Source organism: Staphylococcus casei (assembly GCF_030294405.1).
In the GTDB taxonomy this organism is placed as follows: domain Bacteria; phylum Bacillota; class Bacilli; order Staphylococcales; family Staphylococcaceae; genus Staphylococcus; species Staphylococcus succinus.
Window position 1 is genome coordinate 1,558,214 of record NZ_CP125718.1, and the last position, 17,040, is coordinate 1,575,253.

Here is a 17,040-nt window from a genome sequence, read left to right on the forward strand (position 1 = left end):
AATGCTTAACTCAACAGATACAAATGTGATTCCAATATGCATACACTCATCAACCAAAGATACTTTTAGATGCTCACAAATCCAAATCTCAGCGTTCAATTGAGCGACATAGCGCTTACTAACTGTGAAAATAACACATTGCACCGAAAATCACTGTCCTTAACTAAAGGGTTTATTATTAAGTTATTATATATAGAAGTTACATAACATAGTTATAGTCATCATAAGTATATAACGTAAAAATGCATAATAAAGAAAATATCAGTATTAATCTTTAAGAATGATTTAAAGTGTTTAATTATTCTTAAAGATTAATACTCTGATTGTTAGCTTTTATGCTAATAGTACAACGATAACTTACAATCCCGAAATTGCTGTTATTGTGACTTTAAAGAAGCTCAACACTGTGATCAAGCCCGTTAAAACATATTTTAACGGGCTTGATCACTGAGAAATAACGTTTTTATTACTATTTCAACTTATTTATTGTATAGATCTTACCTTACCTTATTTTTTATTTTGAACTGTTAAAGTACTATATAGGGGTTACATAACATAAATATAGACACCTATATTTATGTTTTAAAAAAACGCTCTATAGTATTTGGTAGTATTTGTCAGAGCGTTTTTTTATTGTAATTCCATAAAAATTTATTTAAAACTCTCAAATTATAATAATATTTTTTACTATAAAAATTTCATAATATAGCACCGTTGCAATAAGTTAAGCCTATGCTATACTTATATTTGTGGAACACAACTAGAATCAACACCTAAGAATTAAGTTCCACATTAATAAAGAAAGCACCTAACGATTACTATCATCAGCGTGCTTTCTTTTTTTGCTATTTTTTAACTTTTTTTCTAATATTATTGAGTGTATTGAATAACCAATATTTTGTTTTCTTAATTGGTTTATAGAAATCGCCAATAAGCTCCTCTATTTGAACGTTAAATCCACGTTTAAAACGATACACACCGTAATCTTCACTGTTTTCAGTGAAGTCACCTGATAAACCGTAGAAGTTATATCGTGCATAACCATGATCAAAACAATAGTTCATCATATACCAATGCATCATATAAGGTCCCATATATTGATTATATTTCTCGGAAGAACCACCGGAGAAGTAATTTACTTCGTATGCATTTGCAAAGTATACCCCTGCCGCTAAATTCAATATTGAACCATCTGTTTGTCTTAATTCACTAGCTTGTAATAGCTCTTTTTTATCATGCTCTATTTGTTTATCCAGTTCAGCAATTTTTTTCAATTGTTTCTCTGATTTATTTTCATTTTGCATCATTTTATCGCGACGCGCCTCTTTTTCATAAATAGCATCTTGAGTGTTATTGATATACTCATCTAAGTCTATATACGCCAAAGGTATTAAGGCTTTTTCCCCATAATTGTCGATAAAATTATAGAAATAGTCGTCAGTTTTTGATACAAAACCTGTACGTTCTTCTGTTTCGCGATACAATTCTAAGAATATGCCAAACTCTTCCCTAGTTAGCAGTCTTACTTTAACCCCAAAATTAATTGCTTTGTTAATATTACGTTTACGTTGGCTATCAAATTGTTTTTTAATAGATGTAGGCGTTTCTTTTTCTAGGTTTAATACACCCATCCATCTTACTTGGCTTGAGGTATCATATTCAGTTGTAAAACCATGATGTGTGTAACCATGTGATTTGAATAGATTAACTAGTGCATCATTTTTGTCATGGTCTGGAAATGGATTGATGTCCTTATCGTAAATTTGATAAATCCAGTACGGATCCATTTTGACATATAAACAATTATGCTGTTGTAGATAAGTATCTAATTCACGTAAATAGAAATCCACTAAACCTAGATCGTTATAGTCCATGACTGGTCCACGATTTGAATAATAAACATAGCTTCCCATTGTCGGGATTTTAGAGAAAAGACTAGCAGCAATAACTTGATTATCGTCATCTTTTAAGCCTAATAAAACAACTTGAAATCCATCTTCTTCTCTTGTCGCAATATTTTCTTTTACTTGAAAGTAATGACTTTCTAATGCTGGATTCTGTACAAAATTGTCATACTCTTTGACAGTTAACTCTGTAAATTTCATTCTAGCTTAGTTCCCTTCTATTATTTATGTTTATTTCTTTTTCTCTTTTAATTTTTTTAAAGTCGTATAGATTTTGTACATTGGTCTATTAATCGGCTTAATAAAATCACCAACATATTCAACGACATCAGCATTAAATCCTTTTTTGAACTTAACTACACCTGCGTCTTCTGCGTCCTCTGTAAAATCACCACTGATACCATAGAAATTATATCTATCAATATTATTGTCCAAAGCATAATTGATCATAGTCCACTGTATTGCATAACTACCGGCAAAATGTCTAAATTCATTCGATGTCCCGCCTGCATAATATACAACTTCATAAGGATTAACAATGAAATAAGCAGCTGAAATTGGTAATTCGTCGCCATGTTCTTGTTGTAATGCTTTTGCTTCATCAATTTTTTGTTGATTTGCGATTAATTGTTGTTCTAAGTTATCTTTTTTATTGTAAGATTTTTTATTTTCTGGTCTCTTTTCAATATCTTTAATCGCTTTATTAATATCTTTGCTGAGTACTTCTCGCTCTGCTTTTAACTCTTCTATATACTCATTGAAATCCATATAAGCTAATGGTACTAAAACACGATTTTTATAGTATCTTAGTCTATGGTAATAGAAACGGTCATCTCTATCATCAAAGTCTTTTGTTTCAGAAGTATCTTCCATAAATGAACGGAAAATCGACAATTCATCTTCTTCTAAGAATCTTACTTTAACCCCATTTTTTTGTACTTTTTTCGTGTTGCGCTTACGTAAACTGTCCATACCTGCTAAAACGTCTTTAGCCTCTTTCCCCGCTAAATCTAATACTGAATGATATCTGATTTGAATCACAGGGTCGAAACCTGTTAAAAATCCTTGATGCTTATATCCTAAATGCTTCATTTTGTCGAAAATCCAGTCATGTCCTGCATTTTCTAACACTTCTCCATCATGATTACGATATTGATATGCTAAGTATGGATCTACCCTTAAATATAAGGCGTTATGTTTTTTAACATATTTAGATAACTCATTAAAGAAGTAATGCACAAGTTCTTTATTTTCAAAATCAATAACCGGTCCACGGTTTGTGTAAAAATATTTAAAGAATTTCATAACTGGAACTGCAGTTAATAAACATGCGGCAATGACTTCGTTGTCATTATTTTTTATACCTACTAAATGTGTTTCTGTACTCTCTGCAATTTTTAATTCATAATTCCCCACCATTTGCGTGAAATGGCTATTTGGCATTTTGTCTGTAAATGTCCCAAACTCTTTTGCAGTTAAATTCGTAAATTTCATTTTATATACTCCTAATTGTCTATAGTTCTTTAACTCGAGCTTTAAACTTCAATCTTAATTATTATACAATAATCGTTTATAAAACTAAATCAATAGCACATACATCACCCATGAAAAACACAGGTTGTCATGAACTTTATGTATTTCTTTATTATATCATTACTTTCGTATTAGCAAAGAATAAGCCACTAAAAATAATGTTAAATTTTAGTATATATGAGGTAATGCGTGATTCTTATTAACTCTATATCGCTTGACTATTATTTATAATAGAAGAAAAACTGGAAAACAATATTGTTTTCCAGTTTTTGTATTTCAGCATTTTTTAATACTTTATTAAAGGCTTTATGATCATTAGCTTAATGCTTTGCGTAATGCTTCACCAATTGCAACACTTGATTGTGGGTTTTGACCCGTAATAAATTGTCCATCAGTTTCCACATGCTCCACAAAGTTATCTTTTGTAATAAATTTAGCACCTTGATTTTCCAATTCTGATTGTGTTAAGAATGGTACTTTGTCTTCTAAGCCCATCGCACGTTCTTCTTCATCTGTAAACGCAGTTAACGTTACACCGTTTATCAAGAAGTTTCCTTCATTATCCTTTGCCCCAACAAATGCGCTTGGCCCATGACAAACTGAAGAAATAATTTTACCTTCTGATTTGAAATCCGCAAGCATTGAAGCTAATTTTTGGTTATGTGCATAATCAAAAACAGTTCCGTGTCCACCAGGTAAGTAAACCGCATCATATTCTGAAGTGTTGACTTCACCTAAACTAGGTACTTGTTTGATACTATCGACAAATTGAGCATATTTCTCTAATTCTCCATTTTGTGTAGAATTAGGATCGACTGGCACTTCACCGCCCTCAATAGAAACAATATCTACATCAATATTTGCATTTATTAATATATTATAAGGCTCACTTGCCTCTTCTAACCATAATCCTGTTGGTGTACCATCATCATATTGATTTCTACTTGTTAGTATGAATAAGACTTTTTTACTCAAAATCCTTCACCTCTTTTTTAGTATAAGAGAATACACTCGACTAGTTAACATATCATTTAAGTCTTACTAATGATTCTCTGGTCATTGTATACCCTGAATGCGCTAATTTATTCATACAAAATTGATTTAGTTTGCTTGATTAAGTGCCGTTCTAATTGAATTTAAGTATTCGACTGTATCCTTTTGCGTATCACTGGCAAAACGTTTTACGATTTCACTACCTATTACAACGCCATCTGAAGCTTCTATAATGTCAGATACATGTTCTGGCGTACGAATACCAAAACCAGCGACCACTGGCACATCAGCAATTGCTTTAATATGTGCTATTTTATTTTTTAACTCGGGATGAAATTTACCATTCTCTCCTGTAGTTGCATTCATAGTAACCGTATATATAAATCCTTCCGCATGCTTGGCAATTTCATTCATTCGTTCATCCGAAGTTGTCATAGCAATCAATGAGATCAACTTAACTTTGCGCTTAGGGTGCCGTGCCTTTAATTGTTGTATGAGTTCATGTGGCAAATCCGGAATGATTAATCCATACACGCCTGCTACTTCACAAGCTGCTAAAAATTCTGCTTCACCGTAGAAATTAATAATATTGTAATATGTCATTAAGACGTAATCACTAGATATCGATGCCTTATGTTTCATTAGCTGATCTAATATATATTGAATATTAACGCCCTCTTCTATCGCCTTGCTACCGGCGTCCATGATAACTGGCCCATCCGCGACTGGATCCGAAAATGGCACCCCAACTTCTATGATGTCTGCTCCAGCATCACTTAATGTTTTCACATTTTCTATAAAGGCTTTATTTCCCATTACATAAGGAATAAATAATTTACGCATGCGTTTCACCTTCTTCTCTCATATAGTTTCTAATTGTTTCCATATCCTTATCTCCACGACCGGAAACAGTGACGACTAAAATTGCGTCTTCATCCATTGTTGGTGCTAATGTTTCTACATAACTTAATGCATGCGCGCTTTCTATCGCTGGTATGATCCCCTCTGCTTTTGTAAAGCGAACTAGTGCATCCATCGCTTGTTGGTCACTGGCAGTTTCGTATTTTACTCTACCAATATCATGGTAATATGAATGTTCTGGTCCTACACCAGGATAATCTAAGCCAGCAGATATAGAATGCGCTAACTCAATTTGACCATCATCATCTTGTATTAAATACATTTTAGTGCCATGTAGTACGCCTTCTTTTCCCTTATTAATCGCTAACGCATGCTTATCACTATCATAGCCTTCGCCTGCAGCTTCAACACCATATAATTTCACATCGTCTTGAACGAATGGATAAAATGTACCTATTGCATTGGAACCTCCACCTACACATGCAACAATTGCGTCTGGTAACCGGCCTTCTTTCTCAACAATTTGTGTCTTAATTTCTGACCCTATCACACTTTGAAAGTCTCTAACCATCGTAGGAAATGGATCTGGGCCAAGTGCAGAACCTAATAAGTAATGTGTATCTTCAACATGACTCACCCAATATTGCAACGCTTTATTAACTGCATCAGACAATGTACCTTGTCCTTCAGTCACCGGTTCAACTTTTGCACCTAACAATTCCATTCTAAAGACATTTAAGGATTGTCTTTTAATATCTTCTTCACCCATAAAGACTACTAACTCCATATCGAATAAAGCTGCAACAGTAGCACTAGCCACCCCATGTTGTCCTGCTCCAGTTTCCGCAACAAGTTTATTTTTACCCATACGTTTAGCCAACAATGCTTGTCCTAGAGCGTTGTTTATCTTATGTGCGCCTGTGTGATTTAAGTCTTCACGTTTCAAATAAATTTTTGCACCGCCAAGTTTTTCAGTATACGATGCTGCATAGGTAAGTGGTGTTTCACGACCTACATAATCTTTTAAATAACCATCTAATGCTTTTTGAAATTCTGGATCTGCTTTCGCTTTTTGATACTCTTTTTTTAACTCTTGTACAGCTGGCATTAACGTTTCAGGTACAAATTGGCCGCCATATGCACCAAAAAATCCAAATTCATCCGTTTCTATCTGTATATTTTTCATCATTATTTATTTTCTCCCTTCACGTGTTCAACAATTAATTGCATTTTAGTGCTATCTTTTTCATTGTTTGTTTCTATACCACTAGCTATATCATAACCACTGTGTGCTAAATCTAATGCTTCGATCGTTTTAATATGTTCATAGTTAATACCACCTGCAATTAAGTAATCAATATGCTGAATGGTTCTCAACTGTTCCCAGTCATATGTTTGACCTGTACCACCATACGAAGATGATGGCGTATCAAAGATAAATTGATCTACGCTATCTTGATAATACTTAATTTGTTTCACCAATGTTTCGTAATCTGTTGCAGGCAATGACTTAATCACTTTAATTGTAGGTTTATATAATTTAATAGCATGAATTAATTCTAATGTTTCACTACCATGAAATTGTATGGTAGTGAGGGTGGTTTGTTCTATTAACTGTATCAATGTATGATACTCAGGATTAACAACGATAATTACCTTCTCTTTGTCGTTAGGTATAATATCTGTAAGGTGTTTAATGGTTGGGATATCAACATATCGCTTACTTTTAGGATAATGGATAAAGCCCATAGCATCGATATTTAAGTCTTTTGCTTTTTTTACGTCTTCTAGTGTGCGAAATCCACAATACTTTAGTTTCATTGCTGCACCTTATTTAACTTTAAACTCGGTAAGAATTGACTTAAATCATCACATTTCATTAAGGACTCACCAATGAGCAGACCATCAATGCCTGATTTAACTATGTTTTCGACATCTTCTTTAGTATGAATACCACTTTCTGAAATATAATAATATCCTTGTTTTTTATCTTCTAATATTTCATTAGTATGCAAGACATCTGTAACAAAACGTTTTAAGTCCCTATTATTTACCCCGATGATTTGAGGGTTCAGTTTGTATGCACGTGCAAGTTCTGCTTTATCATGTACTTCGACTAATACTTCTAAGTTTTGTTCAGTAGCATAATCATATAATGTGCTTAATTGCTCGTCACTGAGTACATTAACGATAAGCAAGATAATTGAAGCACCAGCTTTTTTGGCGACATCAATTTGTATAGAATCTACTACAAAGTCTTTACATAATACTGGTAACGACGTTTCAGTCGTTAATTTTTGTAAACGTTCATAACTACCTCCGAAATACTTTTCATCGGTTAATATTGAAACTGCGTTCGCACCATAAGCTTCGTAATCTTGAACTTGTTGTCCTAAATCTTTACCCGGTAGTTGATCTAAAGATGGGCTTTTAGATTTAATTTCAGCTATGACTGCTAACTGATCCGATTGATCCATCAGTGTTTGGAATTTAGGTTTATGCGATATATCTATATGATTTAAAGATTTTAACTTTTCTTCATAATATCCTTGTGCCAGTAATGTTTGTTTATATGCCACAATTTCATCCAATATAGTCATATGTCTTACCTCCCATTTTGTTGTATTGTTGTAAAGCTTGCCCTGTGTTGATTAATTCTTGAGCTTTGCGGACGCCTGCTTGAATAGTTGAAACTTGTTCTGAAACATAAAGTGCAATCCCAGCATTTAAGACTACAACATCTCTTTTAGCGCTGTGATCTGTGCCATTCAGTATATTTTTGGTGATGGTTAAGTTTTCCTGAGGTGTACCTCCAACAAGCTGATCATTAGAGGCATAACTTAAACCTATATCTTGAGCGTTCAGCGTATAATGACTCATTTCCCCATGGTCATTCACTTCATAGATGATGTTATCACCTGATAGTGTCGCCTCATCCATGCCATTAGCACCATGCAAGACAATTGCCTTTTTACGCCCTAAATCCCCTAATGTTTGTGCTATTTTTTCTAATTTCGATGTTTCATAAACACCCATAACTTGGTAATCCAGTTTAAACGGATTGATGATTGGACCAGTAATATTGAATATGGTTGGGTTACGTAATGCTTTTCTTAATGGTTGGATATGCTTCATAATTGGATACGTTTCAGTTGCGCTTAAAAACACCAAGCCATTACTATCTAATTTTTCGGCTGTATCACTCACAGATGTTGTTTTAATATTCATTTCATTTAATAGGTCTGTACTCCCTGATGAAGAAGTAACGCTTTTATTGCCATGTTTAACCACAGGTACGCCAGAGCTTGCAATAACGAAAGAAACCGTAGTAGAAATATTAAAACTATTCGATTTATCTCCTCCGGTACCACATACACACATGCTATTTGGATAATATGGTTGCTGAGGATACATCGAACGAATCAAACTATTAGAAATAAATGTTAATTCTTCTTGGGTGATTTCTTTTTCAGAAAACACTTCTAACAACTCAATTTTCATTTGATCGTCTATATCTTTAGCAATGAGTATGTCTATAAATTCATCCATTTGTTTTTGATCTAACGGTTTATGTTGTTTCAACTGTGTTTGTAGTACCATTGTCTCTGACCTCCTTCATTAATGTTAAAAAATTGTTAATCATCTGAGTGCCATATTCTGTTGCAAACGATTCAGGATGAAATTGTATACCAAAATGTAAGTTTGTCTTATGTTCAAAAGACTGTATACAATCTTTCGTTTGCGCCGTAACTTTTAAACTTTCAGGGAAAGTATCAGGGTTACTCATAAGTGAATGGTATCTCATTATTTCTGAATATTCTGGAATATCTTCATACAACAACGTCTTATCTATAATTTTCATTTGATCTTTTTTACCATGTTTTATATTTTCACACTGTATCACATCGCCACCGTAATAACACGTCAATGCTTGTGATCCTAAACATACACCTAATATAGGTTTGTGATGATAGTGCTCAATGATGTGTTCTAGATGCGTTGTATCCATAGGATGACCTGGCCCCGGAGAAATAACAAGTGCTTCTATATCTAAATTATAAATCGTCGGATCGTCGGGATATTTAACAATGACTTCTTCTTGTCGTGCAATCATATCTACTAAGTTATATGTGAATGAATCATAATTATCGACGATTAATATCATGGTGATACCTCCAATAAACTTTTTGCCTTAAGCTTTGTTTCTTCAAGTTCTTTTTCTGGAATTGAATCGTAAACCACACCACAGCCAGCTTGTACATTAATGTAAGTCTCATCAATCATCATTGTGCGTATAGCTAATGCAAAATCCAAATCGTGATTACAATTAATATATCCAATGCCGCCACTATATACACCACGTTTATGGGGTTGAACTTCATAAATACGTTGAATGGCTCTGAGTTTAGGTGCGCCTGATACTGTGCCAGTTGGTAATAAACTCGCTATAACGGACATCGGTGAATAATTCGCTTTCAACTTGCCTGTAACTTCACTAACAATATGAATCACATGCTCATACCGTTCAATTGTCATTAATTTTTCTATTGTAGATGTTCCGATTTCACATACTCTATGAATATCATTTCTACCTAAGTCAACAAGCATACTATGTTCACTCAGTTCCTTTTCATCATTTTTTAGTTTATCTTCATTTGCTCGGTCTTCTGATTCGTTCTTACCTCTCTTTATTGTTCCAGCTATTGGATTAGTCACTACAGTTTGACCTTGTACTTTCACAAAACTTTCAGGAGAGCTTCCGACTATAATCGGATGGTCCATATTTAAATAGTACATATACGGACTTGGATTTTGTCTTTTTAAATTTTGATATAACTGATATGACAATTGTTGTATTTGGCTAGCGAAATAATGTTTATAACTATAAATAATAGATGGTACGACTTGGAACATATCACCTTGTTGAATAAGTGCTTTCATTTTACTCACTGTTGCCATAAATTGTTCTGGTGCTATATTGGATTCAATAACTTTTTCATTTTGTTCACTTTCTATATATGATGGATAGATATTGATTTGTTTTAATTCTTCTATACGTGTATTGACACGTGCATTTAATTGATCCTCGCTCTGGCCAGAAAATAAATTTGTTGCAATTACGTAAAGGTGCTCTTTATAGTGATCAAAGACATACACATCTTCTACCATATGAAACTTCACATCATGTTGTGTATGGTCTTCTAAATTAATTTCCTTTAAGATTGGAAATTCATGTCTTACTAAATCAAAGCTACATGTTCCCACAAAACCTGAGATAAATGGTAAGTCTGTTAACGCTTCGTCTGCTATTTCTGCTTTATAATCGTCGATGAGTTTTTTTATTTTACTGTATGGCGCTTCTGTGATTACTTGCTTTTCCTTCGGTGTTTGCACAACCATGGTTTCATTATCTAATGTGATTGAACCATATGTGTCAAAAATAACAATTGAATAGCGACCTTTAAGTTTAGATTGATCTGAACTTTCCAAAACGATTTTTTGCTCTCTTAACCTCGCTAAAGCTTCTGGCGTTACTTCTGCATTTAACTTTTGATATTGTACTTTCATTTTACTTTCCTCCTCATAAAAAAATCAGCATCCTATAACAATAATTGTTAAGGACGCTGACGCGTGGTACCACCTAAATTAGTAGATATATCATCATATTGATATATTGACCTACTCACTCATTCATTTTCATTTGTAATCCAACAAAACCCAATTTCAGTAGATGTGGGTGTCAGTTTTCATCGACCACTAACTTTCTGTTGCTACCCATTCATCACTTACTTCATTTTGTTTTCTATTTTTTGTAACAAAAAAACACCACAATAACGCATACTGTAAGGACGCGTTACCGTGGTGCCACCTTAGTTAACAGATTCTGTTCACTTTAATTGCTTTATTTATAATTGTAATCTCATTTAAAAGCCCAATTCACTATATATGTAGTGCTAATTTTCATCAACCATTAGCTTTCTTCTTGCTACATGACATATATGCTACGTTATCTTCCAAATGGCAACTTGTGTTGCGAAAGTAATTAATTAGTATAGTACAAGTATAATTCGATTTTGTCAACTTCAAAATTTGTATATCCTTATTGATAAGCAATAAAAAGGCCATTACACCTATATAGCAAGACGAGGAGAAAAATATTTTTTAATAGAACATACATGATTATATTAAGGCATTAATTTAAATTCCTCAAAATATATAAAGTTACATTGTCAATTATTTAATAAAAAGACTTGCTTATGATCCATGATTGATATGTTAAGTTCACAGTACAAGTTGTTAACGCTACTTGTACTTAAAGAAATACTATGTGATTGATATTTTAGTATAAGAAATACGACTTGTTGTGAACATCTTTATGCGAGGTATTGGTTATAGCATAACCTGTTAAAAACCAAAAATTCCACACCCTTTTTACCTATTTGCGCTAAACGATATTGTAAATTCTGTATTTCACACTATTAAGTTTATGTATAATTATATAGCTCGCTATTGTATTTTTAGCAATTAATGATACGGTGTATTTAAGGGCAGGTTAACCGTTCCTGTCCTTACCTTAAAGTTTAAGCTTTCACATGGTTTTAATGACTGTTGGGGTTAACAGTCTAATCATTATGCGAAAGCAAAATTGTACTAGGTATCAGTATCAAGCTAACATAAAAGGACATTACTCCTTATTGCTTGTCAGCGTTAACTTTCTATACTACACATTTCATAATTTCTCGAGCATCCCTTTCTACCTAGAGGGGTGCTTTTCTATGCCTTGCAATGCATTTAATAAGATTGTTTAAATTAACATAGCCATAACTACTTTAGTATAATAGCCCAATACTAATCATTGTAGAACATCAGCAGTTGACTTCCTAAATTGCTTACTTTCTTTAAATTTGTATAGCTTAGTACAATATATTGTAAATTTAATCTTTGAATATTGTTAATGTATTTATAAATATTAATTTATTTATACACTTATGATATACTTAAATCATTAATAGAAAGGGGTAACTATTTTATGAACAAAAAAATCTTTACACTTAGTTCTAGTCTTTTAGCAACGACAATGTTTTTGACACATAATCCTATCGAAGCATCGGTCGAGGGTGAAACTGAATTGAAAAATGATGCAATAGAGAAAGTTTCTGAAACATTTCACTATCAAGATAAAGGACTAAGACCTACAGGAGAAGTGGAAGATAAAAATTCGTATTATATTATTCCAACATATCAATCTACAGGCATGGGCGGTATAAAAATTATAAAAGTGAATAAATCCAATGGTCAGTTATTATTTGGAGATAAAGATGCTAATGACTTTAAAACATCTGGTACGTTAAACCTCGATGACTATGAGTTAGCACAGGGAAATAATGAAATCACTACGCCCTTTGGCAAACAACTTACGATTGAGAAATATTCAGAAGACAAATTGCCAGCAGCCGGAGAATCTACATCTTTTCATCATACTTTGTATAGTGCATTTGTATTAATTATAGGTATCAGCATAATTATGCTTAATAAATTCAGAAAAAGGCATAGTTTATAACCTTATTAGAATAAAAAAAGACAGCCTTTCATAGGTTGTCTTTTTTATAACTTATTGTCGATCAGTGAAGTTCAAATGTCCATTCTCTATTTCAGCTTTATTAATTTTTTTATTAAAAGTTACAAAGCAAGTTGCTTATCGTAAAATTTTTCGAAAGCCTTTGCTAAATCTTCTTTCGCATTGTCTAAAACTTCTTCTTCTGGTAATATCGCTGTCCCTTGAGCACGGGCTACGTATAATGCATCAAAGGCCATGATGTCTTCAAACATAGCTCTTAAGTATTGATATGAGAATTCAAGTGGAGTATAGCGATCCTTGTTTGTATATATTGATCCACTAGCCTGTAGATATAGCGCTTTATAGTTATCAGTCATTAATCCAACTGAACCATCATTCGTATATTGGAATGTTTGGCGTGCAAGTAATATATTGTCCATATAATCTTTTAAACGAGATGTTACATTAAAATTGTGCAGCGGTGAAATGATTACTATGCGGTGATTATTTTTAAACTGAGTTAATAATTCCGACGTAATGACTTCTATTTTACTTTCTTTTTCACTTAATATTTCTTGATTACGTTGTTTATTCCAAATATGCAATAATTCTGTTGTAGCTATGCGAGGTAAATCGATTGCGTATAAGTTTAATATTTCAGGTTTATCTTCTGGAAATTCAGCCTTATATTTTGATAAAAATAGCGCTTGTAATTTATAAGAAAAACTACTTTCATTTTTATAGTCTGGGTGTGCATTAATAATTAATGTTTTCATATACATTCTCCTTCTTACTTTGATAAACTAAGTATAAAATTCAATGGTGCCTAAATACGACACCATTAAAGGAGGAATTATGAAAAAATCTGAACGATTAAATCAAGAACTCATTTTCTTAAGTGATAAATCTTCATTTCATTTAAAAGATATTATGAACGCGTTTGATATATCTAAAAGGACTGCACTAAGAGATATAAAAGAACTTGAAACAATGGGGCTAGGTATTTATGTTGAAAATGGCCGCTATGGTGGATATAAACTGGTTACTCAAAATTTATTAACTCCTGTTTATTTTAGCAATGATGAAATATTAGCTATCTTTTTTGCACTTAAAGCATTAGATATATTATCCAGCACGCCTTTTGAAAAATCTTATACTCAAATTAAAGAAAAGCTTTTCGCCACTTTACCCTCTAATAAGAAACAAGATATTTCTAAAGTTTTAAATTACATTTATTACTATAATGTAGCCCCTATTAATAAATCACCATTTTTATCTGATATATTAATGTCTATCATGAACGAATACGTTGTTTCAATAACATATACACAACATCAAAATATAACAACTCATATTCAAATCTATGATCTATTCTATAGAAATGGTATCTGGTTCTGTAGTGCATATGATATTAATAATGAACAATGGGGAACTTATCGCTGTGATTATATCACTGCTTTAAAATTCAAGAATCATGAAGTTACGCCTTATTCGAGACGAGCGTTAGAACAGTTTCAAACTCACTTTGAAGATACATACCACAACATCTCTTTTAGATGCCAGCTAACCTCTTTGGGCGTAGAATTATATCAAAAGAAAAATTATCCTAATATGCAATTAGCATATATTGATGATGTCCCTTATATTACTGGAGGCTATAACAAAGAAGAACTTGCTTATATGGTTCAATATTTAATTTCATTAGGTGAACATGTGAAAATCATCTATCCCGAACAACTTAAAAATAGTTATATAAATAAATTGAAAAGTATTTTAAATGCCTATAAATAATATATTATTGGGTAAACCCTTGAGGAAGGAACGCATTGATGCGCAGACGAAAGTTACAATCGTTGATGTAATTGCAGTTATAAAAAGTAGATAGATTGACTTTCCCACTATATTATATTTTGTTTTTAGTGTTTTAAAAGCGTTTATTAAATACAAAAAAGCTGTAAGGTATATACCTTACAGCTTAGGAAACGCTAGATTATAACATATGTAAAAATTTGTACCCATGTATAATAATCGTCTCCAAAAATAGAATGTCTGAAAAACTTTGTGGAGAGGTTACCCATTCCCCTCACTCTAACTAACAATAACTTATAATAACTACGCTGTAAACAAGCAAATGTTGTAATACGTTTCAATTTTCGGAATATTCCTTTTATTTTTATGTTTAACAACATTTAATCCTATATTTTATTTTTCATCATTCTCATGAAAAGTTATTTAAGGACTACAACCTTGAACGTTGTAGCATGCTAGTTGAACTAAATGAGTAAAGTTGAACGCTTTATCTAGTACATAAATAAAATCCTATGTTCACTCATTCCTTTGAAAATCTGTAATGGATTTTCTAGATTATTTATATTGCTAATTATTATTACATCTTGTTCACTATTTTCTTCTTTATTTTTTGGAAAGACATTAACGACTTTAGACATTTTTATGATCAAACTATATTTTTATATGCTTTATTATTATCCTCTATACAATCTCTTTTTTATTTCACTCTTTATATAAATATCATTTTGGATATTCTTTACTAAAAAGCTCTTTAAGTAAAGAATATCCAAAATGTAAAATAGCTAATATACATATCCCTTTTGATAAAAATGAATCACTATTAAAATTGTAATATAAAATAATTGCGAAAATTATAATGACTATTAAATCAACTATTATTGTAGCTATCTTATTTTTCAATTTTTTCTCCTCCGTTTCTCGTATAATTCATTTTATAATAAGCACTCTCATTTTGCATTAACTGTATATGAGCACTATTATCAATTAAAGGTTCTATTATATTTTAAAAAGATTTCCTAAATAAACTCTTTTTATGATTGCTAGTATAATAAATCATGTAAAAAAATAATAGACTATTATAAAAAACAGTAAAGTAGCAGTAACTCATATTATTAAGATATCCACAAACCTGGAGACAATTTCATCATTTTTCTTGTATCAAAAACTCTTTTTTAAGTTTAAAATGTGTCTGGTTTGGAAGTATTTGATAATTCTATGTCCAACATTAAACTTAAGTCAGTATTTTGTTTTTCAGATAATATTTATCAGGCTTTAAAACTACAAATATTATTGTAGAATCAAGTCACAACTGACAATTCTATATTTTATTTCTAATATGTACCCTAAACTTTTATTTAGGGACTAAAGGTTAGCAAAAGCAACGTTATAATTCGCCTCTAACGCCTCTTTATGCTTCTTAGCCAACGTTTTATAAGAAGAGTGTGGTGATAGTGAATTCACAGATAAACCAAATCGATCAGTTACGTATTTTAAGTCTTTGACATTTATTTTGCCACTCTCATCTGCAAGTAAATGCATATAATAAATCATACCAGAGTTAATAAGCGTAGATATAGATGATACCTCTCCCTCTGTTGCCTCACTTAGGACTTTTATTTTACGATATATAAACTGCTTATCTATTTTACCGTCTGGTCTATTCGTTGTAGTGACATTTCTAAACACATAAATACCGTCTATAATATCTCTTTCATTTTTAGTGAACTCAGAAGCGCCATTTTTTAAGAGATACGTTTTTTGTGCATGTGATTGCTCTAAATATTTCAATAGATTTTTAGTGACAGTTAATTTTCTAGTTTTAATTTCTTTGGAATGCTTCTGTTCACTTCTTAACTCTATGACATATCCACCTTCTACAGGGTTATTATATGCTTCTCTAACATCGTCAATTTTAAGTTCTGAGAGCTCTGTATATTCAAAACCACCTATACCTTCAAATAAAGCAACATACAAAGCAAAATCATTTGAGTTAACAATATCTTTTAAAGCAATTTCTAAATCGTTTTTAGAAAGGTGCTTCATTTTATGCTTAGCTGTATATTTATCTAGCGATCCATATGAAAAAGATTTGAATACGTTAATGTTACTAATCTTACTGCCTTTTTCAATGGCATACTCACAATAGTTTTTAGCTTGATTAAGATAAGTTACTAATGTATTTTTTTGTGATGTGTTTATACTGTAAAGTAATATTTCTACATCATTGTCTGTAAAGTTATATAAGTCCTTGTCTAACTGTTGTTCTAAAGTTGCACTTCTATTGAATAATGAGCGGTAGTAATATCTGTTTTTTTCTGAAACAGTACTTAAAAACTCTTCTTTAAAAAAGTGGTTATAAAACGCCATTTTCAATCTCTCCTC

At 31.9% G+C, this 17,040-nt stretch carries 14 protein-coding genes; 2 read left to right on the top strand and 12 right to left on the bottom strand.

Features of this window, described 5'->3' with window-relative positions:
- Positions 1–845: 845 nt before the first annotated feature.
- The 10 genes from QMO72_RS07620 to QMO72_RS07665 all read right to left on the bottom strand — a co-directional run bounded on the left by QMO72_RS07620 (position 846) and on the right by QMO72_RS07665 (position 10,859).
- Positions 846–2,105, bottom strand: a complete 1,260-nt coding sequence (locus QMO72_RS07620; protein WP_103267937.1) for an aminoacyltransferase — start codon at positions 2,103–2,105, stop codon at positions 846–848.
- Between the two features lie 30 nt (positions 2,106–2,135).
- Positions 2,136–3,398: an aminoacyltransferase gene (locus QMO72_RS07625; RefSeq protein WP_103267938.1), complete on the bottom strand. Its 1,263-nt coding sequence runs from the start codon at positions 3,396–3,398 to the stop codon at positions 2,136–2,138.
- 354 nt (positions 3,399–3,752) lie between these two features.
- Positions 3,753–4,412 (bottom strand): type 1 glutamine amidotransferase domain-containing protein, encoded by a 660-nt coding sequence (locus QMO72_RS07630; RefSeq protein WP_069824098.1) that lies wholly within the window; start codon positions 4,410–4,412, stop codon positions 3,753–3,755.
- Between the two features lie 126 nt (positions 4,413–4,538).
- The gene (gene trpA, locus QMO72_RS07635; protein WP_103267939.1) at positions 4,539–5,273 is read right to left on the bottom strand and encodes a tryptophan synthase subunit alpha; all 735 of its coding nucleotides are present in this window, start codon (positions 5,271–5,273) and stop codon (positions 4,539–4,541) included.
- A complete protein-coding gene (trpB, locus tag QMO72_RS07640) occupies positions 5,266–6,480 on the bottom strand; it encodes a tryptophan synthase subunit beta (RefSeq protein ID WP_103267940.1) in 1,215 nt (404 codons plus the stop codon). The genes trpA and trpB overlap by 8 nt, the downstream gene beginning before the upstream one ends.
- On the bottom strand, positions 6,480–7,112 hold the full coding sequence (locus QMO72_RS07645; RefSeq protein WP_103267941.1) for a phosphoribosylanthranilate isomerase: 633 nt from the start codon (positions 7,110–7,112) through the stop codon (positions 6,480–6,482). The genes trpB and QMO72_RS07645 overlap by 1 nt, the downstream gene beginning before the upstream one ends.
- A complete protein-coding gene (gene trpC, locus QMO72_RS07650) occupies positions 7,109–7,891 on the bottom strand; it encodes an indole-3-glycerol phosphate synthase TrpC (RefSeq protein WP_103267942.1) in 783 nt (260 codons plus the stop codon). Before trpC ends, QMO72_RS07645 begins: the two co-directional genes overlap by 4 nt.
- Positions 7,875–8,891 carry an anthranilate phosphoribosyltransferase gene (gene trpD, locus QMO72_RS07655; protein WP_103267943.1) on the bottom strand — a complete coding sequence of 339 codons (1,017 nt, stop codon included), beginning with the start codon at positions 8,889–8,891 and terminating at the stop codon, positions 7,875–7,877. The genes trpC and trpD overlap by 17 nt, the downstream gene beginning before the upstream one ends.
- On the bottom strand, positions 8,860–9,456 hold the full coding sequence (locus QMO72_RS07660; protein WP_103267944.1) for an anthranilate synthase component II: 597 nt from the start codon (positions 9,454–9,456) through the stop codon (positions 8,860–8,862). Before QMO72_RS07660 ends, trpD begins: the two co-directional genes overlap by 32 nt.
- Complete coding sequence (locus QMO72_RS07665; RefSeq protein WP_103267945.1) at positions 9,453–10,859, bottom strand: anthranilate synthase component I; 1,407 nt, start codon at positions 10,857–10,859, stop codon at positions 9,453–9,455. Before QMO72_RS07665 ends, QMO72_RS07660 begins: the two co-directional genes overlap by 4 nt.
- A gap of 1,462 nt (positions 10,860–12,321) precedes the next feature.
- On the opposite strand from QMO72_RS07665, the gene QMO72_RS07670 reads away from it, so the two are divergent.
- The gene (locus QMO72_RS07670) at positions 12,322–12,852 is read left to right on the top strand and encodes a hypothetical protein (protein ID WP_103267946.1); all 531 of its coding nucleotides are present in this window, start codon (positions 12,322–12,324) and stop codon (positions 12,850–12,852) included.
- 119 nt (positions 12,853–12,971) lie between these two features.
- On the opposite strand, the gene QMO72_RS07675 is transcribed toward QMO72_RS07670, so the two are convergent.
- Entirely contained in the window at positions 12,972–13,625 is a 654-nt protein-coding gene (locus QMO72_RS07675) for an FMN-dependent NADH-azoreductase (protein ID WP_103267947.1), read from the bottom strand.
- Between the two features lie 79 nt (positions 13,626–13,704).
- Here QMO72_RS07675 and QMO72_RS07680 point away from each other — a divergent pair, with 79 nt between their 5' ends.
- Positions 13,705–14,640, top strand: a complete 936-nt coding sequence (locus tag QMO72_RS07680; protein WP_103267948.1) for a helix-turn-helix transcriptional regulator — start codon at positions 13,705–13,707, stop codon at positions 14,638–14,640.
- Positions 14,641–16,020: 1,380 nt separating this feature from the next.
- Here QMO72_RS07680 and QMO72_RS07685 read toward each other — a convergent pair.
- Complete coding sequence (locus tag QMO72_RS07685; protein ID WP_103268061.1) at positions 16,021–17,025, bottom strand: phage lytic cycle repressor MrpR family protein; 1,005 nt, start codon at positions 17,023–17,025, stop codon at positions 16,021–16,023.
- Positions 17,026–17,040: the final 15 nt, after the last annotated feature.

Excerpts from the sequence above, each read along its gene's own strand:
- QMO72_RS07620 (WP_103267937.1), bottom strand. The coding sequence starts at position 2,105 with ATGAAATTTACAGAGTTAACTGTCAAAGAGTATGACAATTTTGTACAG.
- QMO72_RS07625 (WP_103267938.1), bottom strand. The coding sequence starts at position 3,398 with ATGAAATTTACGAATTTAACTGCAAAAGAGTTTGGGACATTTACAGAC.
- trpA (WP_103267939.1), bottom strand. The coding sequence starts at position 5,273 with ATGCGTAAATTATTTATTCCTTATGTAATGGGAAATAAAGCCTTTATA.
- trpB (WP_103267940.1), bottom strand. The coding sequence starts at position 6,480 with ATGATGAAAAATATACAGATAGAAACGGATGAATTTGGATTTTTTGGT.
- QMO72_RS07645 (WP_103267941.1), bottom strand. The coding sequence starts at position 7,112 with ATGAAACTAAAGTATTGTGGATTTCGCACACTAGAAGACGTAAAAAAA.
- trpC (WP_103267942.1), bottom strand. The coding sequence starts at position 7,891 with ATGACTATATTGGATGAAATTGTGGCATATAAACAAACATTACTGGCA.
- trpD (WP_103267943.1), bottom strand. The coding sequence starts at position 8,891 with ATGGTACTACAAACACAGTTGAAACAACATAAACCGTTAGATCAAAAA.
- QMO72_RS07660 (WP_103267944.1), bottom strand. The coding sequence starts at position 9,456 with ATGATATTAATCGTCGATAATTATGATTCATTCACATATAACTTAGTA.
- QMO72_RS07665 (WP_103267945.1), bottom strand. The coding sequence starts at position 10,859 with ATGAAAGTACAATATCAAAAGTTAAATGCAGAAGTAACGCCAGAAGCT.
- QMO72_RS07670 (WP_103267946.1), top strand. The coding sequence starts at position 12,322 with ATGAACAAAAAAATCTTTACACTTAGTTCTAGTCTTTTAGCAACGACA.
- QMO72_RS07675 (WP_103267947.1), bottom strand. The coding sequence starts at position 13,625 with ATGAAAACATTAATTATTAATGCACACCCAGACTATAAAAATGAAAGT.
- QMO72_RS07680 (WP_103267948.1), top strand. The coding sequence starts at position 13,705 with ATGAAAAAATCTGAACGATTAAATCAAGAACTCATTTTCTTAAGTGAT.
- QMO72_RS07685 (WP_103268061.1), bottom strand. The coding sequence starts at position 17,025 with ATGGCGTTTTATAACCACTTTTTTAAAGAAGAGTTTTTAAGTACTGTT.